Below are 17,730 nucleotides of genomic sequence, written 5' to 3'. Positions count from 1 at the left end.
GACGACCTCCCTACAAAACCCCTTTCATCACTTCCCAAACGTTACTTGCCAGGATCTTGGCGCCGGCGGCAGTAGGGTGGATGCCATCTTTTTGGTTTAGGGCGCGCACGCCGCCAACGTCTTGCAGCAGGAATGGTACCAGCGCCATGTTGTTTTTGGTAGCCAGTTTAGGGAACATCTCTTTAAAATCCGTTACATAAGTGGCGCCCATATTTGGCGGTACCTGCATGCCCAGCATCACCAGTTTGGCTTTTGGGTATTTCGCTTTTACACGGTCGATAATGGTTTGCAGGTTTTGCTCGGTTTCTTTTACCGGAATGCCGCGCAGGCCGTCGTTGGCGCCAAGTTCGAGCACAAACACGTCTATGTGCTGTTTCAAAAGCCAATCTATGCGGCCTTTGCCCCCGGCAGATGTTTCGCCGCTTAAGCCGCCGTTGATGATGGTATATGGCAGCTTTGCCGAATCTATTTTGGTTTGCAGCACGCTCGGGTAAGATTCAGACGGATCATCCAAACCATACCCGGCGCTTAAGCTATCGCCAAAAACTAAAATGCTTTTGGTGGATGGATCGGCGGCGGCTGTTTTAGTGGTATCCCCAGCGGTAGCATCTGTTGTTGTTGGTTTGCTGCCACAACTTGCGAGAGTGATAGTTAACGCAAGTGCCGAAGCTATTTTAAGTTTAGTAAGCATGGTTCAATTTTTATGAGTTCGACCGCAAAATTTCAAGCGGTGGTTTGTTAAGGATGCCGCGACTGTTTAACAAGCCTATAATAACTGTTAACAAAGTAATGATAAAAAAGATGGCTACCAACGGTAACAAATTAACGGTGTAAGGCATATCAAAAGTGTATTTAGCCAGAAGCCAGCTGCCACCAATAGCGATGACTATGCCGGTTAAGGCTGATAACGCGCCAAGGAAAAGGTACTCTAAAGCGGTGATGGCAAAGATCTGTTTACGGCTGCCGCCAAGGGTGCGTAATAAAACGCTTTCCTGAATGCGCTGGTATTTGCTGATGCGGACAGACGAGATCAACACGATGATACCTGTGATGATGCTAAACCCACTCATGAATTTAATAACGTAGCCAATTTTGCCAAGCAATTCGTCCAATACGTTCAAGATCAGCCCGAGGTCAATAATGGAAACGTTGGGAAATTGCTTTACCACCGCTTGCTGGTATTTGGCAGATACGGTGTTGTTTGGCACGTGGGTGAGCAATACGTGGATCTGCGGGGCATCTTCCAAAACCCCGGTAGGGAACACCACCTGGAAGTTTGTGGATACTTTGTTCCAGTTTACCTTGCGGATGCTGCTGATATAGGTATTCATCATAACGCCCTGCACGTTAAACACCAGTTTATCGCCAACTTTGGCGTTGATGCGCTGTGCGAAGCGCTCCTCCGCAGATACGGGGATGTCTTTACCTGGCTCGGCCTTGGCTTCCCATTTACCCGAGGTTATTTTTTCTGAATTGGTGATGGAATCCCGATAAGTAATGCGGTATTCATAAGCATAAGCCCTTTCGGCAATGTGCAGGGTACTGTCTTTTTTAGCATCAGCCGCGGTTTTGCCGTTCACTTTTTCCAGCCTCATGGTAATGATGGGTACTTGCGATAATACAGGCAACCCTTGTTTGCGGGTAAGATCGGCAATGGCTTTTTGCTGCGCGGTTTGGATATCAAACAGTATCATGTTGGATTGATTGTCGCCGGTAGATAGCGTAACCTGCCCTATGAGCAATTGCTGAATAAGAAATAACGTAGCAATAAACGCGGTGCTTAGCCCAATAGAAACCGTGAGGATGATAGTTTGGTTGTTTGGCCTATACAGGTTGGCAAAACCTTGTCGCCAGATGTAACTCCAACTGCTCATGACCAGCACCCTGGTAAACCTGATGAGCAGCCATGCAATAGCCGTCAATATTAAAAACGCTACGGCAATGCCGATGGTGAAGGATATCGCGCCCATCCAATCGCCAATTTGCAGGTAGGCAAATGAGGTGATAAACAACAACACCAAAATATAAACCAACCAGCGAAAAGGGTCGCGGATGGTAGTGGTATCATCAAAGGAAAGCCTTAAAGTATTTAGCGGAGAGATATTACGGATAGAGATGAGCGGCAGTAAAGCGAAAAGTATGGAAATGATCAACCCCAGTAAAACACCCTGCCCAATAGCCAGCCACGAAATGCTTACCGATATGGTGATCGGCAAAAAATCTTTTAGTACCAATGGCAGCAGGTGTTGAATAGCTGTACCCAATATAGCCCCGGCTACCGAGCCGATAAGCCCGATGCCTGAGATTTGGATCAAATAAATTAAAAATGCCTCTGATGCTTTAACACCCATGCAACGCATAATGGCGATGGAACGGATCTTTTCGCGGATGTAGATGTTGATAGCGCTCGCCACGCCCACACAGCCCAACAGCAAGGCAATAAAGCCAACTAATGACAAGAACCTCGACAGGTCGGCAAACGAGCGGCTGGTGCCTTCTTTTTTGCCTTCAACAGTGTCGTAATTAAACCCGGCCTTATCCAGTTGGGTTTCCATGCCCTTGGCCAGTTTTTCTACATCGGTTTTTTTATCGAATTTATAATAGTAGCTATAGTTGATGCGGCTGCCGACGGTTATAAGCCCGGTTTTTTCCAGGTACTGCATCGGGATATAAACCAGCGGCGCAACACTTGCCGCGATGCCCGTTTGGCCCGGCGCTTTATTAAGCACCCCTGCAATGGCAAAGGTTTCGTTACCTACACTTACCGAATCGCCAACGTTGGCATTAAACTGCAACATCAGGGTTTTATCAACCAAAGCATATTTGCCGGTTTTGAATGCGCGGCCTGCCTGTACAGGGGTGGTTTCAAGCTCGCCGTAGTAGGGGAAATTGCCCTCTAAAGCCTTTACCTGCACCAACCGTGTCGAAAATGTTTTCCGGAACAGCACCATCGATGGGAAACTGCGTTCCTGCGAGCGGTCTTCGCCCAGTTTATCCAATATCTTTTGCAGTTTTTCGTCGGGTTCTTTATTGCCGCTGATGGTCAGATCAGCTCCAATAAGGGTAGCCGCCTGCTGGTTAATATCATTCTGGATATTGTACCTGAACGAGTAGATGGCCACCAAAGCCGCTATCCCAAACACTATCGACGAGATAAACAGCAACAGGCGCGAGCGGTTTCGGCGGCTATCGCGCAGGGCCATTTTAAACAGCCAGGCAAAGTTTATCTTTCTTTTAAAATTTACGTTGTACATGGGTGCGTTATTCATTACCGGTTTTATCATCGGCAACCAATTTGCCACCCTTAATTTTGATGATACGCTGTGTTTTGGCGGCCAGTTCCAGGTCGTGCGTTACCAAAACAAGGGTTGTGCCTGCCTCCCGGTTAAGGTCGAAAATAAGTTTTACCACCTTCTCACTTGTTTCGGCATCCAGGTTCCCGGTAGGTTCATCGGCAAATAAGATCTTGGGTGAATTGGAGAACGCCCTTGCCAGCGATACCCTTTGTTGTTCGCCGCCTGATAGTTGGGCAGGGTAGTGGTGGCCGCGGTCGGCAAGGCCAACCTTATCCAGCAAATCAAGCGAACGTACTTTAATATTTTTTTCACCGCGCAGCTCAAGCGGTACCATTACGTTTTCTAAAGCGGTAAGGGTAGGCAGCAATTGAAAATTTTGGAAGATGAAGCCCACGTACTGGTTACGTACCTGGGCGCGTTTATCTTCGCTCAAATTGGTAAAGCTGATGCCGCTTAGCTCAACAATGCCACTTGTAGCGCTGTCCAGCCCCGCGCAAAGGCCAAGCAGAGTGGTTTTGCCACTGCCCGACGGGCCAACAATTGCATTGGTAGAACCCGCGCCGATGCTAAAGTTTATATTATCTAAAACTGTTAATTCGCGCCCCGCGCTTTTATAAGTTTTGTTTAGGTTTGATATGTTTAATATGATTTCCAAAATTGGTGCTGTATTTATTTGAATTGATTAAATAACAAAGAATAATTTATAACGGATGCTTGTTAAGTGTTTACTTACACAAGCATTACATTAGTTTAGTGTTTTTAAAATGCCGAATATTATTTACACTTGTAGAATAACATACACGCATGCAACAATATCCCGGGCAGCAACGCATTTTAGCAGCTGTCGACTGTATTATATTTGGTTTTGATGGCTGGAACATCAAATTGTTACTGGTAGAACGCGATCTTGACCCGGAAAAAGGAAAATGGAGTTTAATGGGCGGATTTATCCATCCGTCAGAAAGCCCCGAAGACGCTGCCAATCGCGTGTTAGAAGAGCGCACCGGTTTGAAAAATGTGTACATGGACCAGTTCCGTGTGTTTGGCAAACCAGACCGCGACCCGGTAGAGCGTACGTTATCTGTAGCTTATTTCGCGTTGATAGATATCCAGAAATACGAAAAACAACTTACCAATGCCAACCACCCCGAGTGGTTTTTGCTTGATGAAATGCCCGACCTGGTGTTTGACCATGCCGAAATGGTAGCGATAGCTAAAAAGCAATTGCGTTATAAGGCCGCCTTGCACCCAATACTTTTCCAGCTACTGCCAGAGCGGTTCACTATCCCGCAGCTACAGTCGCTATATGAAGGTGTTTACCAAACAGAGTTTGACGACCGTAACTTTAGCCGCAAATTGCTATCAACCGGTTTGCTTATAAAACTCGCCGAAAAGGATAAGCAATCATCAAAAAAGGGGGCTTTCTATTATCAGTTGGATCAATCTAACTACGAGAAAAAGTTTGAGAAGTTCCTTAACCTGGTGCCAAACCCCGACAAATTCTTTTAAGCAACAGTTTCCTAACAGCCTTTTTACAAAAGATAACACGCAGATTTATTTAGGTTTACAATAAAACTGCTTACATTTAATGCACCCGTTTGGGTTTATTATAAACCGGTTATTAAATTGGATAGGGAAAAGGGATTTCGTGTTTTAATAACGCTGGCGTTGCTTTGCTGCAGTTACTTATCTTTTGCCCAGGGCACATCAAGCCAGGGTAAGGAGTTTTGGACGGCATACATGTCACATTCGGAAGATTTCGGGATAAGTACAATGGTACTTTACATTACGGCCGATGAAGCAACCACTGTAAAAGTCGAGATAGCAAACGGCAGTTTCCCGGCTATCATCAGGGACGTTTTACCCAACCAGGTAACCGAAATAGAAGTACCCCACAACGAAGCATTTATTCAAAACCAAGGTAAGACCCTTCAGGGCATCCATATAACATCAGCAAAAAAGATCGCTATTTTTGCGCATATATATGCCAATGCCGTATCTGGCGCAACGCTGTTATTGCCTGTGGCTGTATTGGGCAAAAGTTATTACTCATTAAATTATACACAGCGTTCAAATGCCCAGGTAAACACTTTTTCCACTTTTATGGTAATAGGTACAGAGGATAACACCACCGTAGAAATTACCCCATCAGCTGAATTGGTTGACCAAAAGCCCGCCGGCTTACCGTTTACAATATCGCTAAATAAGGGTGAGGTATATCAGGGTTTGGCCTTCAGCGATCTTACCGGTACTAAAATTATAAGTAAAAGTGCCGGTACGCAGGTGTGTAAAAAGATAGCGGTATTCTCTGGCAGTACAAAAATATTTATAGGTTGCGATGATAACAACAAAACCTCAGACAATCTTTTTCAGCAGGTGTATCCAACGGCCTCGTGGGGTAAAAACTACATAACGGTTCCGCTTAAAAGCCGTAATTACGATATATTCCGGGTGGTTTTAAGTGAGCCCAACACAGTGATTACGGTTAATGGTAGGGTGATACCCCAGGGTAACATCCAAAGCAATAATGTTTATGAATTTTCATCGGATGTAACCAATATTATTAAAGCTGATAAGCCCATACAGGTTGTGCAATATGCTGTTACGCAAGGCAAAACGTTGTCCCCGGGCTGTGAGTTTGACGCCCGCGATGTAGGCGACCCGGAGATGATCTACCTAAATCCTATTGAACAAACTATTAATCATGTAACCCTATATTCAACCTTTCACGAAAAGATACTTAAGCATTTTATAAACGTGGTGATACGGTCGGATAAATCGTCGACGTTTAAGCTGGACGGCCAGCCTTACACGGCGTTTGTGGAGATCTTGAATGGTGCGGGATACGCCTACGCGCAGATCCCCGTTGGCGAAGGAACACATACGCTAAGCGCCGACGATGGCTTTAACGCGATAGCTTATGGCTTTGGGCAAAAGGAGTCGTACGGTTACTCGGCAGGTACCAATCTTAAAAACCTTAACGAATATGTACAATTTAATAACCTGCAAACAAGCAGTGCCCAACTAAATGGCTGCACGGGCGAACGATATAAATTACAACTCGTGCTCCCATACATTACAACACATATTGATTGGAACTTTAACGATGGCTCGCTGGTGAAGCCGGATAATAACCCGGTTGCCACAGCTTTTGTAAAAGACGGTACAACACTGTACCGTTATGAATATCCAAGCCCTTTGCCTACCTTTACTAAAGGCAGTTATACCTACACCGCTACGGTTATCAACCCTTCGCCGGTTGATGATTGCGGCGCCTCTAAAGATATCGACTTCGATTTTACCATATCAGACTTCGCGCAAACCAAATTTTCTCCCCCGGATAATGCCTGCAGTGCCACGGAGATCACCATACAAGACCAATCCGTTGTCGACCCAACAACGGTTGATCAAATAAAGATCTGGTGGGATTACGGCAATCATCCCGAGTTATTTGAAACGTACAGCCGTGCAGAACTTCACGCAGATAAAAACTACCATCATACGTATGATTATTCAGTAACATCAACCAATTACACTGTAAAAATGGTTGTATACACTGGCGAGGGGGCTGTATGCGAGAATGGTTATGAGAGAGTGGTTACTATAAAAGGAAGCCCTAAGGTATCAATGACGCAAATAAGCCCAATGTGCCAGGATGCCGGTAAAGTGCAGATCATAAAAGATGACCATGGTTTTGTTGGCGCAAGCCCGGGCACATTTAGCGGGCCGGGTGTTAGTGCTTCAGGTTTGTTTGACCCGGCTGCGGCGGGGCCGGGCACTAAAACCATCACCTACCATTTTGTGGCGGTGAACGGTTGTGATGCGACCACTACGCAGGATATTGTAGTAAACCCGTTGCCAACCGTTGATATTGCAGAACTTGTGCCTTTGCTTGAGGGAGAAAGTGTCGTACTAAAGCCGGCCGTTACAGGCACCAACCTTGCCTATCAATGGACGCCATCTATAGGGTTGGATGATCCTAATGCCATTAATCCGGTATGCTCGGCAATTGATGATAAACATTACCGGTTAACGGTTACCACTTTGAATGGTTGTGCTGCTTATGATGAAGTATTTGTAAAAGTGTTGAAAAAACCAATAGTTGTAAATACATTTACCCCTAACGGCGATGGCATAAATGATACCTGGGGAATTAAATATTTAGATACTTACCCCGGAAATACGGTTGACGTGTACAACAGACAGGGAGAAAAGGTATATTCGTCTGTTGGTTATGCATCGCCCTGGGATGGAAGGTACCGTGGTACAGTGTTACCTACAGGCACTTATTACTATATTATAAACCCTAAAAACGGCCGTAAAACCATAGCCGGCAGTGTTACTATATTAAAATAATGTTGAATAAAATTTTACTTTTTACAGCTATATTTTTTTGTTGCACTGGGATAACTTACGGCCAGCAAAAACCACAATACACGCAATATATTTTTAACAACTACCTGCTTAACCCGGCGGTTGCAGGGATTGAAAATTACACTGATGTTAAGTTGGGTTACCGCAGCCAATGGACAGGGCTTGAAGGTGCGCCGACAACGGCCTACTTTACCATTAACGCACCGCTTGGTACGGATTTTACCCGTGGTGATGCCGCATCGTTCCCATCTGGCGGCGATAGCCCATACAGCAGGTTGTACACATCGGAGTACCGAGCCGCCGAGCCGCACCATGGTATTGGCTTCATGCTGGTTACCGATAAAGCCGGGCCGATAGATCAAACCAGTATGGCGGCTACCTACGCTTACCATTTGGGCCTTACCGAAAAATTGAACCTTGCGGTAGGTGTATCGGCAGGGTTTAACCACCTGCATTTAAATACATCATTAATTACCTTAGAGAATCAGGACGACCCCGTGCTACGCGATATTAACGCCAACCAATGGAAGCCCGATGCAAGTGTAGGCATCTGGGCATATTCGTCAACTTATTTTGTTGGAATATCGGCGCAACAGATATTGCCTCAAAACCAATTTATTACTACCGGTAATGGGCAAAATTTGAGCAAAACGGTGCCGCATTACTTTGCAACGGCCGGTTATAAGTTTTACCTGTCTGACGATGTGAGCCTGTTGCCATCGGCCCTCATTAAATTTATACAACCCACGCCAACCTCGTTCGACTTAAATATGAAGCTATCCTTCCGCGACAGGTTTTGGTTTGGTGGTTCGTACCGTAAGGATGATTCATTTGGGATATTGGCCGGTTTTAACCTAAGCTCGTTCATCAACGTAAGTTATTCTTACGATGCAACCACATCGGCCCTGCGTACCGTAAGTAACGGCTCGCACGAGATCGTTTTAGGCATTATGCTCAACAACCGCTACAAATTAACCAGCCCGCAGCACGGGTGGTAGGGGGAGAGAGTCAAAAAACAAGAGTCAAGAACCAAGAAACAAGAACCAGGAGGTAAGACGCAAAAAAAACAAAGCCCTTTAGAAATTCTAAAGGGCTTTTCTATGTATTAACTCTTGGGTCTAATAGTCTTGACTCTCTTTACAACTCTTTCCTTAGCCTTGCAACCGGGATGTTCATTTGCTCGCGGTATTTGGCTACGGTACGGCGGGCTATGTTGTAGCCGGCTTCTTTTAATATGTCGGTAAGTTTTTCGTCGGCAAGGGGGTGGCGTTTGTCTTCTTTGCCAATGTGCTCTTCCAATATCTTCTTAACCTCTTTGTTTGATACTTCCTCGCCGCTTTCGGTTTGGATAGCCTCACTAAAGAATGATTTAAGCAGGAATGTACCAAATTCGGTTTGTACATATTTGGAGTTGGCCACGCGCGATACGGTAGATATATCCATACCTATACGGTCGGCAATATCTTTCAGGATCATTGGTTTCAGGTTCTTATCGTCGCCCGTCAAAAAGAAATCGTATTGGTATTGCATAATAGCGTTCATGGTTTTCAGCAAGGTTTGCTGGCGCTGCTTAATAGCATCAATGAACCATTTAGCCGAATCGAGCTTTTGTTTTACAAATTGTACAGCTTCTTTCAGTTTTTTATCTTTTTGCGATGCCTTATCGTAATGCTGAAACATCTCCTGGTAAGAGCGGCTCACTTTTAGTTCGGGCGCGTTCTTAGAGTTTAGGGTAAGTATCAGTGCGCCATCGTTGTTCTTGATATGAAAATCGGGAATCACCTGCATTTGCTTGGTGCTCACCTCATTACTGTCGCCCGGTTTTGGGTTAAGCTTTAATATCTCGTTCACTACGCCACGTAACTCAATCGAGTTTAGGTTGAGCGATTTCTCTAGTTTATCGTAATGCTTGCGGGTAAATTCGTCCAGGTAATTCTCTACCACCAATATCGCTTTGCGAATAATAGGGTCGTTAGGGTCTTTTTTGCGAAGTTGGATCAGCAGGCATTCCTGCAAACTGCGTGCGCCAACACCGGCCGGGTCAAAGCTTTGGATCACTTTAAGCATATCCTCCACTTCTTCATCCTCGGCAATAACATTCTGCGAAAAGGCCAGGTCGTCGGTCAGCGACATAATGGGCCTGCGCAAGTAGCCGTCATCGTCCAAACTACCTATAATTTGCTTGCCTATGCTAAAGTCTTTATCAGATACAGGCAGCAGGTCAAGCTGTGCCTGCAGGCTCTCGAAGAAAGAGCTTTGCACCGCGAACGGGACTTCTTTACGTTCATCCTCGTCGTCGCCATTTTGGTCGTAACGGCTGCCGTAATCATTTACGTTATCGTCTTGTAGGTAATCGTCAATATTAAACTCATCCATCGGGCCCTGGTCTTCGTCGCCGTTGTAGGTGTCTTCATCAGGGTCGCGGTCGGGGTATTGTTCTTCGGGTTCGCTAACGGTAAGGCTTAAATCTTCAAGGGCGGGGTTCTCTTCCAGTTCTTCTTTAATACGGGTATCTAACGATACGGTAGGCACCTGCAGCAATTTTATAAATTGTATTTGCTGCGGCGATAATTTTTGTAAGAGTTTTTGTTGAAGGTTCTGTTTAAGCATAGTAGTTAACGAGGCCAAAAATACACCAATTACCTTAAAGTTTTAAAAATTAGTTATAAAGGCATATTTACGATCTAAAAATGCTTTTAGGGGAATTTTGTTTGGACATGCAATACAATTATTGCTAACTTTAATTACACACAACAAGATACATTATGGGATTTGTAAAAGAGTTTAAAGAGTTTGCCGTAAAAGGCAATGTATTAGACCTGGCCGTTGCGGTTGTAATAGGTGCGGCGTTCAGCAGTATCGTTAAATCGTTGGTTGATGATATTATTACCCCCGCGGTTTTAACCCCCGCGTTAAAGGCGGCTCATTTATCAAACCTTAGCCAACTGGTTATACCCGGCACGGCTATAAAGTACGGTAATTTCATTTCGCAGGTGATATCTTTTATTATTATAGCTTTATCGCTCTTCATTATAATAATGGCTATAAACAGGTTTAAAAAGAAAGAAGAAGTTGCACCAACTGTTGAGCCTGTACCTACTAAAGAAGAGGTTTTACTTGGCGAAATTCGCGATATATTAGCCGCAAAAGCTTAAGAAATTTGAACAGGTTTAAAATTACGCTGTTGCTGTTTCTTACGCTACTGGCAGGGGCTTTTATTTTTTATTTCTATTCATACAAAAGTAATAGCTTCTATATTGTTGTGGCAAGTGTTGCCATGGCAATAGGTTTTCTCGGATTAGGAATAAACTGGTTTAGTTTAAATGTCCACTTTAACCGTATGCTTGAGATAGTTGCTTGGTGTATTTACCTTTTGGTTGGGATGGGGCTTTTTATAGAGTTGCTTATTCAAGAAGGGATGCGCGAAAAGCGAATGCTATCAGCGTATGGCATAAAAGTTATGCAGTAGTTACTAAAAAAGGAAACATTCATAATAGGGGATCTTCGAATAGTTTTGCCATAGTGCGGTATGTTTATAAAAATAAAATGTATTATCAGGAAGTTTCTAACAATTATAACGTAAACTACACGGTCATATTAATATGCTTACCATTTGACCCTGAAATGGCTCGTCCCACTTCCTGGTTAAAACACTAACCATGTTTGATACCCTGCGCCAAATAGCCCTCTCGCTCCCCGAAGCAACGGAAGAACCGCACTTCGAGAAAATATCCTTTAGGGTGAAGAAAAAGATATTTGCCACCGCCGTGGCGGGAGAGGGCAGAGCAACAGTAAAACTCTCGGTTACCGACCAGGATGCCTTTTGCCTTTTTGATAGCAGCGTAATTTACCCCGTGCCTAACAAATGGGGTAAACAAGGGTGGACACACATCAACCTCCAAACCGTTAACCAGCCAATGCTCACCGGCATCCTTAAAGCCGCCTATTGCGAAGTAGCCCCAAAGCATTTGGCTGCACTGGTTAATTTAGACGAAGAGTAAAACGATCTTCCTCCGGACAAGTTCTCACCATGAACCATGAACCATGAACCATGAACTTACTTAGAACGTTTTCGCCAGCTTTGGGTTAGTCAGTATCACATAATCGCCCAGTTTGGTAAATTTGCTCCAGTCGGGGTTGTCGAAACGGTCATCAGCGTAGGCCTGTATATTTAAGATGCGTACTTTGGGGAGGTACTTCTTTAGCTGTGCCGCTGTACCCAGCTTTTCTTCGCTGTGGAAACCACCATTCACCTGAAATACTTTATAACCCGCGTGTGCCTTCAGGAACTGCGCGATGTTCCAACCCATGGTAGCATCCCATAGGTTTTGCGATTGGTAGATCTTTAATTTACCCATAGCACTGTGGCCGCCCATTATGGTAACAAATTTTTCGTAATACGGGCCGGTGGCGGTATCTATCGGCAAAGGGGCTAACCAGCCTTTAGCCGCAGCGCTAAGTTTATCCAGGCTGCTTAAGCTGCCGCGGGTAACCATATTGGTGTAACGGGTAGGGGCGTTAGCTGCCAACACGGGGATGTGTGCCGCTTTCGCCGTTTCTATCATTGGGCGATAGTCTTTATAATTATTCCAGGCGCGGCCTTCGGTAATCAAGTTTTTCTCGCGGATCATATCTGCCAGGTACTCGTTAAGCACGGTTTGGCAATCCGTTTGAAACATTTCCATTGATAAACCCGCCTTGCCCGGATATTTATCTGCAATTTTTTTAAAAAGCAGGCTTTCCAGGTAATGGCCGGTGCTATCGTTATGCTCTTCACCAAAAAATAATACGTCGGCTTTGTCAAGGTCGGCAATTATCTCGTCGGCAGTTGCTAAGCGCTGTTTAGCAGTACTATATATTTTGTAATTTTGCGCCATTGGGTCCTGGCAAAAGGCAATTGCTGGGAGTAAAAACAAGAGTAAAGCGGCCGTAGGTTTCATAGCGCAGTTAGGTATGTTAATAAGTTGATAAATATCGACAATCAAAATACAACATTACTATTTGAAAAAACTAAAAAAAAGGCTACATTTGCGCTCTTGTTTTTAAAAGGACGATAAGAATAATAGAATAATATATCATGAAAAGAACGTTTCAGCCCTCACAAAGGAAAAGAAGAAATAAACACGGTTTCCGTGAGCGTATGTCAACTGCTAACGGCAGAAGGATATTGGCAGCAAGAAGAGCTAAAGGCAGAAGAAAATTAAGTGTTTCTGACGAACGCAGCCACAAAGCATAATTCTGGTTGTTAAACTCCTTGTAAAAGGGGCGAACCGCTTGTGTAAACATATTTTCGGTTCAGCATCAACAACTATGTACACTTTTAAAAAAGAAGAACGGTTATGTAATAAAAAGCTTATAGACGGGCTTTTTCATAACGGTTCTTCTTTTTTATGTTACCCTTTCAGGGCTTCCTGGGCGCTTACAAGCAGTGAGCAGCAATTCCCCGTGCAGATTGTATTTTCTGTTGCCAAGAAGCGTTATAAACGCGCGGTAGACCGTAACTTGGTTAAACGCCGCATGCGTGAGGCATACCGCCTTAACAAACAATCCCTGCTTTACGATGTGCTGAACACGGCCGAGAAAAAGCTTGTGCTCTCTATAAGCTATATTGGTAAAGAAATTTCCACCTCCGATCTTTTTGAAAAGAAAATGATAAAGCTGTTAAACCAGCTTGCAGGGGAGGCTATTAAATGAAGTTTTTGTGGGATATCAATAAGCAGATCTTTAGCGCACTGTTTTTACTGCTGATAAAGATCTACCAGTACCTTATTTCGCCCATATTACCCAGCGCTTGCCGGTACACACCTACCTGTTCGCAATATGGGGTAGAGGCTATAAAAAAGCATGGCCCATTTAAAGGCGGCTGGTTAACACTAAAACGAATTGCCCGCTGCAACCCCTGGGGCGGCCACGGGCACGACCCGGTACCTGATTGATAAGCTAAAATTCAAAAGTAAAAAGTCAAAAAATTTGCATTTGGTTAGTCTTTCATTTTTGAATTTTGAATTTTTACTTTTGACTTGAAATGATATTACAGATAGAAACAGCAACAACATCATGCTCGGTAGCTTTGGCTAACGAGGGACGGGTATTGGCCTTTAAGGAGATGAATCAACGTAACATCCACGCCGAGGTTATTACTGTTTATATAGATGATATATTGGCGGCAAGCAAAGTTACCTATGCCGATCTGGATGCTGTTGCCGTAAGCTGCGGACCAGGTTCATATACCGGGCTGCGTATTGGTGTATCAACTGCAAAAGGTTTGTGCTTTGCTTTGGATAAACCGTTAATTTCTGTTGAAACTTTAGCAGCCATGGCTACAGGTGTGGTAGCTGATAACAATATCGGGAGCGATGTGCTTTTATGCCCTATGATAGACGCGCGCCGTATGGAAGTTTATACCGCGATATTTAACCAGGCGGGAGAGGTTGTAAAACCTACCGCTGCCGAGATCATCGATGCCAATAGCTTTGCTGAGATAATTGCCGCAAATAAAGTGTTGTTTTTTGGCGATGGCGCAGATAAATGTAAAGATACGCTTGGCAATAACCCTAACGCGCAGTTTTTGCCAAACTTTGCTAACTCTGCAAACCACCTTACCCAAATTGCTTTAAATAAATTTAACCGTGCCGATTTTGTGGATGTAGCTTATTTTGAGCCCTACTACTTAAAAGATTTTATTGCCGGTAAAAAAGCAGGGGCTTAGGTTCCGTCGTCGTCATTATGGTGGAATATGCTATTCCAGATCCTTTTAATCAATCCAGGTTTTTCGCCCAGTGGTATAAAGTTCGCATTTGTAGGGTGCTCAATCACATTGCCAAATTTAAGTGAGAAGCCCAAGAAAAAATCGGCTCCAGAAAACGAGGAATTTTTATTTATTGCCGCGGTGCTTTTACTCACACCTGCCCTGAATAAGTTGGCCGATTCAATCACCCTGTCGCTGCCCATGTAAAATTCTACGTTAGGCGCTTTTACCATAAACTGCAGCCCCGCATTAAACAAACCAAAATTATTATAAGACGTAGTTAGCGTACCAACCAGGTTGTTATATTGTAACGGATTGACCAGGGCTGCCGTGTAACCATCGTAAAAAACCTCTTTTTGTACAATGATGGTTGGCGAATACTTAAACTTCCGGTCGTAATCAAACCAATAAGATCTGTTGGCGCTTACTTCTATCTTTCCATTTGTTGGGGTAACAAACGAGCCCTTTTTATCGCCGGAACGAATGATGAGGAAAGTATTGGCATACAAGTTATCTTCCCTGCGGGTACCGGTTATGTTTTTAATAGTACGGGTGGTATTAAAGTTACTGGTGATAGATTGATTGTACCAGTGTATAAAACCAATATCTTTTACGTTAAATTGGATGGTAAAATTATCGCGCGTGCGGATGGTAGATCCAAGGCTTATGGATGCACCCGGGCTCCTGAATGATGGCAGAAGGTCATGCGCAGTAAACTCGTCCGGTGTAAAGTTTATGCGGTAACGGCCCTGAAGGCTAAGGTCGGCAACATCGTTGGCCTTGTCAAAAACGATATTAGATTGATTTATTTGCAGCTGTTGGTATTGAATCCCTAATAAAGCGCTTAACTTAACACCAAATGCAAAGGTTTTGCTTACCTGTTCGCGGTAGGTTGCGCTAAATTGGTGGTAGCTTTGGTAGGTGTAACTATTGTTAAATAAATTGGGGTATGGCACATTGCTTGTAAACGGGGCGGCGGTGTTTAGTAATAATAGTGATTCGTCGGTAAATATACCACGGCCATCAGCCCTTGTTTGTACCGAAAAACCCACCTCCTGGTTCCCATCTAAACTCTTGAATGATTTAAACATTAAAGCGTAAACGTTTGCACTTACATTAGCCCTGCTAAATCTGTTTTCGCCCAGGGTTAATCCCGTAGCGAAATACTTTCCTTTAAAAGCGCGGTTTTTTAATGGCCCTTGTGCGTTGCCGGTTAAATATACGTTGCTGTTAAAATTGGGTATGAAAAAGTTAAACGCGAATTGCCTGCTACTATCCGGAATAAAAGAGGCCCGCGAAGGGTTTTCGAACGAATCGTACAAAGTGCCTGTATTATACTGGGAAAACTGCTGGCCAAAAGATGCAAGGGATATAAATAGGAAACAAAATACCAGTAAAAAATTCTTCATACACATTCGCGATGCCGGGGTTGTATTTGCTTTGTTTTATAGCCTGATTGACCCCTCGGCTAATAATAGGGTATTTAACGTAAATATGGCGTTTTTGGTTGTGTTTTAATTGTTTTTTTTACTAACCGTGCTATCGGGCAGGTTTTGTAATAGACAAAAATTAGTGTAGAAATTTTTGTCGGTTGCGGCAAACTGATAGGATGCACCGTAAAAATTCCTTATGGATAATGAATTGTTTTTATAAGCAAGATAAAACTCATTTTTTAAACCATCTTTTAATATTTGCTGCGCGTTTTTAAAGTGAATAAAAAAGGCGACATTGCTTTTTTCGGCCAGTAAATTATCAAATTTAACGTACTCGACGGTTTTATTCAGGAACTTGCGGTTAAGATAGGTGTCGTTATAACTCTCCAGTTCTTTAGCGCTATTTGCCAGTATCAGGTAGTTATCTATAATGCGGAAGTAAGGCTTTTTGAAAGCGTTAAAGGCATCGCCCAATAAAAAGAAAGGTAGTTTGGTATAGTTGAACTGCCCCACATCATCGTTTACCATGCCACTTATATTGGTGATAAAAGGCCTCAGCTTAGAGCCATTCTTAACCGTTACTATCGCGATTTTTTCCTGGTAGCGGGTAGTTGCTACAGCAAACTCGTTACCCAGTAGGTTTGCAAATTCGGAATTTAAGTTGATACCCGTTTCTGTTTTGATTTTCCCAAATAGCGCATCCCTTTCTTTTTGAAGCCCTGCTTTATTTTGAAACTCGGACAGGTCGGCGGCGAACCTGGCAGGATCTGATACGGCCAGGTTTGTGGCGTATGCTGTGGTAGCCGGGTAAAGGTCTTTCAATTGGTTAACAACCGGTTGCTGGTTGGTAAACACATTTAAGTAGGTGCCCGGCTTTTGGGTTTCAATATTTGTGTAACCGCTAAACATCACGGCATCGTTCTTAAAATTAAGGTTTAATGCGGCCAGGGCAGGCAATAACCTAAAAGGTTTAAAAATATCGGTATTGCTGCTTTTAAAGAGCTCGTTAAACAGAGGCCCAAGGTGCTCATAGTTAATATATAGGTTAGCCAGCGAGTTTGAATTTTGCTGATCGGGCAGCAGCATAAAGGCGTGTTTGTCTTTATCAGCAGTATAATTAGCCGCCTGGGTTATCAGGTCTTTAGAAAAACTGCCCGCGTAAATATTGGCATCTGTATTAATAATATAAAACCGTTTTTTAAGCGCGTTAAAATAGATGTTATACCCGCGCTTTTCGCCAATTTTTAGGGGCGTTATGAGCATTCCGGGTTTTTGCTGTTTGGCAAGCTTATTAAACTCGGTAAGGTCGATATCCTTTGCGGTAGATGCCGTAAGCAGCAGATCTACCTGTGTGCTTTGCGATGGATGAACTGATACAAACACATTGCGACCGGTAAAAAATGAACTAAGTGCAGCGTTATTGAAAAGTAAATTGCGCACGGTATTCAGGTCGCTTATTTTTTGTTCACCAACAAGATTATTAAGCAGGGTATTGCCGGTATATATATCGTAAAAACTTTTCTCGTTAGTAAATTCAAACACCAGGGCAGCATTATCGGGAATGGTGCGCATAATATTGCCGGCATGCATACCCGATGTGTTTAAGTTTTTAAAATACTTAACGGTTATATATGCCGTTGCGGCAATTAAAATTAAAGTAATAACTATTAGTCGTTTCATTCCGTGTTTGCGTGCGCAAGTTAGGAGTTATTAATTAGTGATTAGATGAATTATCGATTTAGTGATTGGGCTAATTAGTGAGTTAGTGATTGAGTGAATTAGTGAGTTATCAAATCAGACAAAAAATCGCGCAGCGATTTTCACCTTTCACCTTTCACCTTTCACCTTTCACCTTTCACCTTTCACCTTTCACCTTTCA

At 43.7% G+C, this 17,730-nt stretch carries 18 protein-coding genes; 11 read left to right on the top strand and 7 right to left on the bottom strand.

The window, feature by feature from the left end; translation table 11 throughout:
* Positions 1-10: 10 nt before the first annotated feature.
* The 3 genes from ACVW0P_RS08635 to ACVW0P_RS08625 are packed head-to-tail and all read right to left on the bottom strand — an operon-like array spanning position 11 to position 3,951.
* The gene (locus ACVW0P_RS08635) at positions 11-691 is read right to left on the bottom strand and encodes an arylesterase (RefSeq protein ID WP_457131706.1); all 681 of its coding nucleotides are present in this window, start codon (positions 689-691) and stop codon (positions 11-13) included.
* A gap of 10 nt (positions 692-701) precedes the next feature.
* Positions 702-3,269: an ABC transporter permease gene (locus ACVW0P_RS08630; RefSeq protein ID WP_457131705.1), complete on the bottom strand. Its 2,568-nt coding sequence runs from the start codon at positions 3,267-3,269 to the stop codon at positions 702-704.
* Positions 3,262-3,951, bottom strand: coding sequence for an ABC transporter ATP-binding protein (locus tag ACVW0P_RS08625; RefSeq protein ID WP_457131704.1), 690 nt, complete (start codon positions 3,949-3,951; stop codon positions 3,262-3,264). Before ACVW0P_RS08625 ends, ACVW0P_RS08630 begins: the two co-directional genes overlap by 8 nt.
* A gap of 149 nt (positions 3,952-4,100) precedes the next feature.
* Here ACVW0P_RS08625 and ACVW0P_RS08620 point away from each other — a divergent pair, with 149 nt between their 5' ends.
* From ACVW0P_RS08620 to ACVW0P_RS08610, 3 genes are all read left to right on the top strand, one after another.
* A complete protein-coding gene (locus tag ACVW0P_RS08620; protein WP_354432499.1) occupies positions 4,101-4,805 on the top strand; it encodes an NUDIX hydrolase in 705 nt (234 codons plus the stop codon).
* Between the two features lie 117 nt (positions 4,806-4,922).
* Positions 4,923-7,652 carry a T9SS type B sorting domain-containing protein gene (locus ACVW0P_RS08615; RefSeq protein ID WP_457131703.1) on the top strand — a complete coding sequence of 910 codons (2,730 nt, stop codon included), beginning with the start codon at positions 4,923-4,925 and terminating at the stop codon, positions 7,650-7,652.
* A complete protein-coding gene (locus ACVW0P_RS08610) occupies positions 7,652-8,668 on the top strand; it encodes a PorP/SprF family type IX secretion system membrane protein (protein WP_457131702.1) in 1,017 nt (338 codons plus the stop codon). The genes ACVW0P_RS08615 and ACVW0P_RS08610 overlap by 1 nt, the downstream gene beginning before the upstream one ends.
* Positions 8,669-8,807: 139 nt before the next feature.
* Here ACVW0P_RS08610 and rpoN read toward each other — a convergent pair whose 3' ends face one another.
* Complete coding sequence (rpoN, locus tag ACVW0P_RS08605; RefSeq protein WP_354432496.1) at positions 8,808-10,280, bottom strand: RNA polymerase factor sigma-54; 1,473 nt, start codon at positions 10,278-10,280, stop codon at positions 8,808-8,810.
* Between the two features lie 155 nt (positions 10,281-10,435).
* On the opposite strand from rpoN, the gene mscL reads away from it, so the two are divergent.
* From mscL to ACVW0P_RS08590, 3 genes are all read left to right on the top strand, one after another.
* The gene (mscL, locus tag ACVW0P_RS08600; protein WP_354432495.1) at positions 10,436-10,825 is read left to right on the top strand and encodes a large conductance mechanosensitive channel protein MscL; all 390 of its coding nucleotides are present in this window, start codon (positions 10,436-10,438) and stop codon (positions 10,823-10,825) included.
* Between the two features lie 5 nt (positions 10,826-10,830).
* Positions 10,831-11,139: a hypothetical protein gene (locus tag ACVW0P_RS08595; RefSeq protein WP_457131701.1), complete on the top strand. Its 309-nt coding sequence runs from the start codon at positions 10,831-10,833 to the stop codon at positions 11,137-11,139.
* 190 nt (positions 11,140-11,329) lie between these two features.
* The gene (locus tag ACVW0P_RS08590) at positions 11,330-11,671 is read left to right on the top strand and encodes an MmcQ/YjbR family DNA-binding protein (RefSeq protein WP_457131700.1); all 342 of its coding nucleotides are present in this window, start codon (positions 11,330-11,332) and stop codon (positions 11,669-11,671) included.
* Positions 11,672-11,731: 60 nt separating this feature from the next.
* On the opposite strand, the gene ACVW0P_RS08585 is transcribed toward ACVW0P_RS08590, so the two are convergent.
* Entirely contained in the window at positions 11,732-12,610 is an 879-nt protein-coding gene (locus ACVW0P_RS08585; RefSeq protein WP_457131699.1) for a ChaN family lipoprotein, read from the bottom strand.
* Positions 12,611-12,747: 137 nt separating this feature from the next.
* Here ACVW0P_RS08585 and rpmH point away from each other — a divergent pair, with 137 nt between their 5' ends.
* The 4 genes from rpmH to tsaB all read left to right on the top strand — a co-directional run bounded on the left by rpmH (position 12,748) and on the right by tsaB (position 14,379).
* On the top strand, positions 12,748-12,906 hold the full coding sequence (gene rpmH, locus ACVW0P_RS08580; protein ID WP_299467777.1) for a 50S ribosomal protein L34: 159 nt from the start codon (positions 12,748-12,750) through the stop codon (positions 12,904-12,906).
* 74 nt (positions 12,907-12,980) lie between these two features.
* Positions 12,981-13,364, top strand: coding sequence for a ribonuclease P protein component (locus ACVW0P_RS08575; protein ID WP_354432492.1), 384 nt, complete (start codon positions 12,981-12,983; stop codon positions 13,362-13,364).
* Positions 13,361-13,606 (top strand): membrane protein insertion efficiency factor YidD, encoded by a 246-nt coding sequence (gene yidD / locus ACVW0P_RS08570; RefSeq protein WP_457131698.1) that lies wholly within the window; start codon positions 13,361-13,363, stop codon positions 13,604-13,606. The genes ACVW0P_RS08575 and yidD overlap by 4 nt, the downstream gene beginning before the upstream one ends.
* Before the next feature lie 89 nt (positions 13,607-13,695).
* Positions 13,696-14,379, top strand: coding sequence for a tRNA (adenosine(37)-N6)-threonylcarbamoyltransferase complex dimerization subunit type 1 TsaB (tsaB, locus tag ACVW0P_RS08565; protein WP_457131697.1), 684 nt, complete (start codon positions 13,696-13,698; stop codon positions 14,377-14,379).
* On the opposite strand, the gene ACVW0P_RS08560 is transcribed toward tsaB, so the two are convergent.
* A complete protein-coding gene (locus ACVW0P_RS08560; protein WP_457131759.1) occupies positions 14,376-15,740 on the bottom strand; it encodes a DUF5723 family protein in 1,365 nt (454 codons plus the stop codon). The genes tsaB and ACVW0P_RS08560 overlap by 4 nt on opposite strands.
* Here ACVW0P_RS08560 and ACVW0P_RS08555 point away from each other — a divergent pair.
* Complete coding sequence (locus tag ACVW0P_RS08555; RefSeq protein ID WP_457131760.1) at positions 15,661-15,936, top strand: hypothetical protein; 276 nt, start codon at positions 15,661-15,663, stop codon at positions 15,934-15,936. The two genes, ACVW0P_RS08560 and ACVW0P_RS08555, sit on opposite strands and share 80 nt — an antisense overlap.
* Here ACVW0P_RS08555 and ACVW0P_RS08550 read toward each other — a convergent pair.
* Entirely contained in the window at positions 15,933-17,531 is a 1,599-nt protein-coding gene (locus tag ACVW0P_RS08550) for a hypothetical protein (protein WP_457131696.1), read from the bottom strand. The genes ACVW0P_RS08555 and ACVW0P_RS08550 overlap by 4 nt on opposite strands.
* Positions 17,532-17,730: the final 199 nt, after the last annotated feature.

Source organism: Mucilaginibacter sp. UYNi724, from assembly GCF_054057495.1.
Note: the sequence above shows the minus strand (reverse complement) of the source record. Positions and strands in the feature narration are given on the sequence as shown.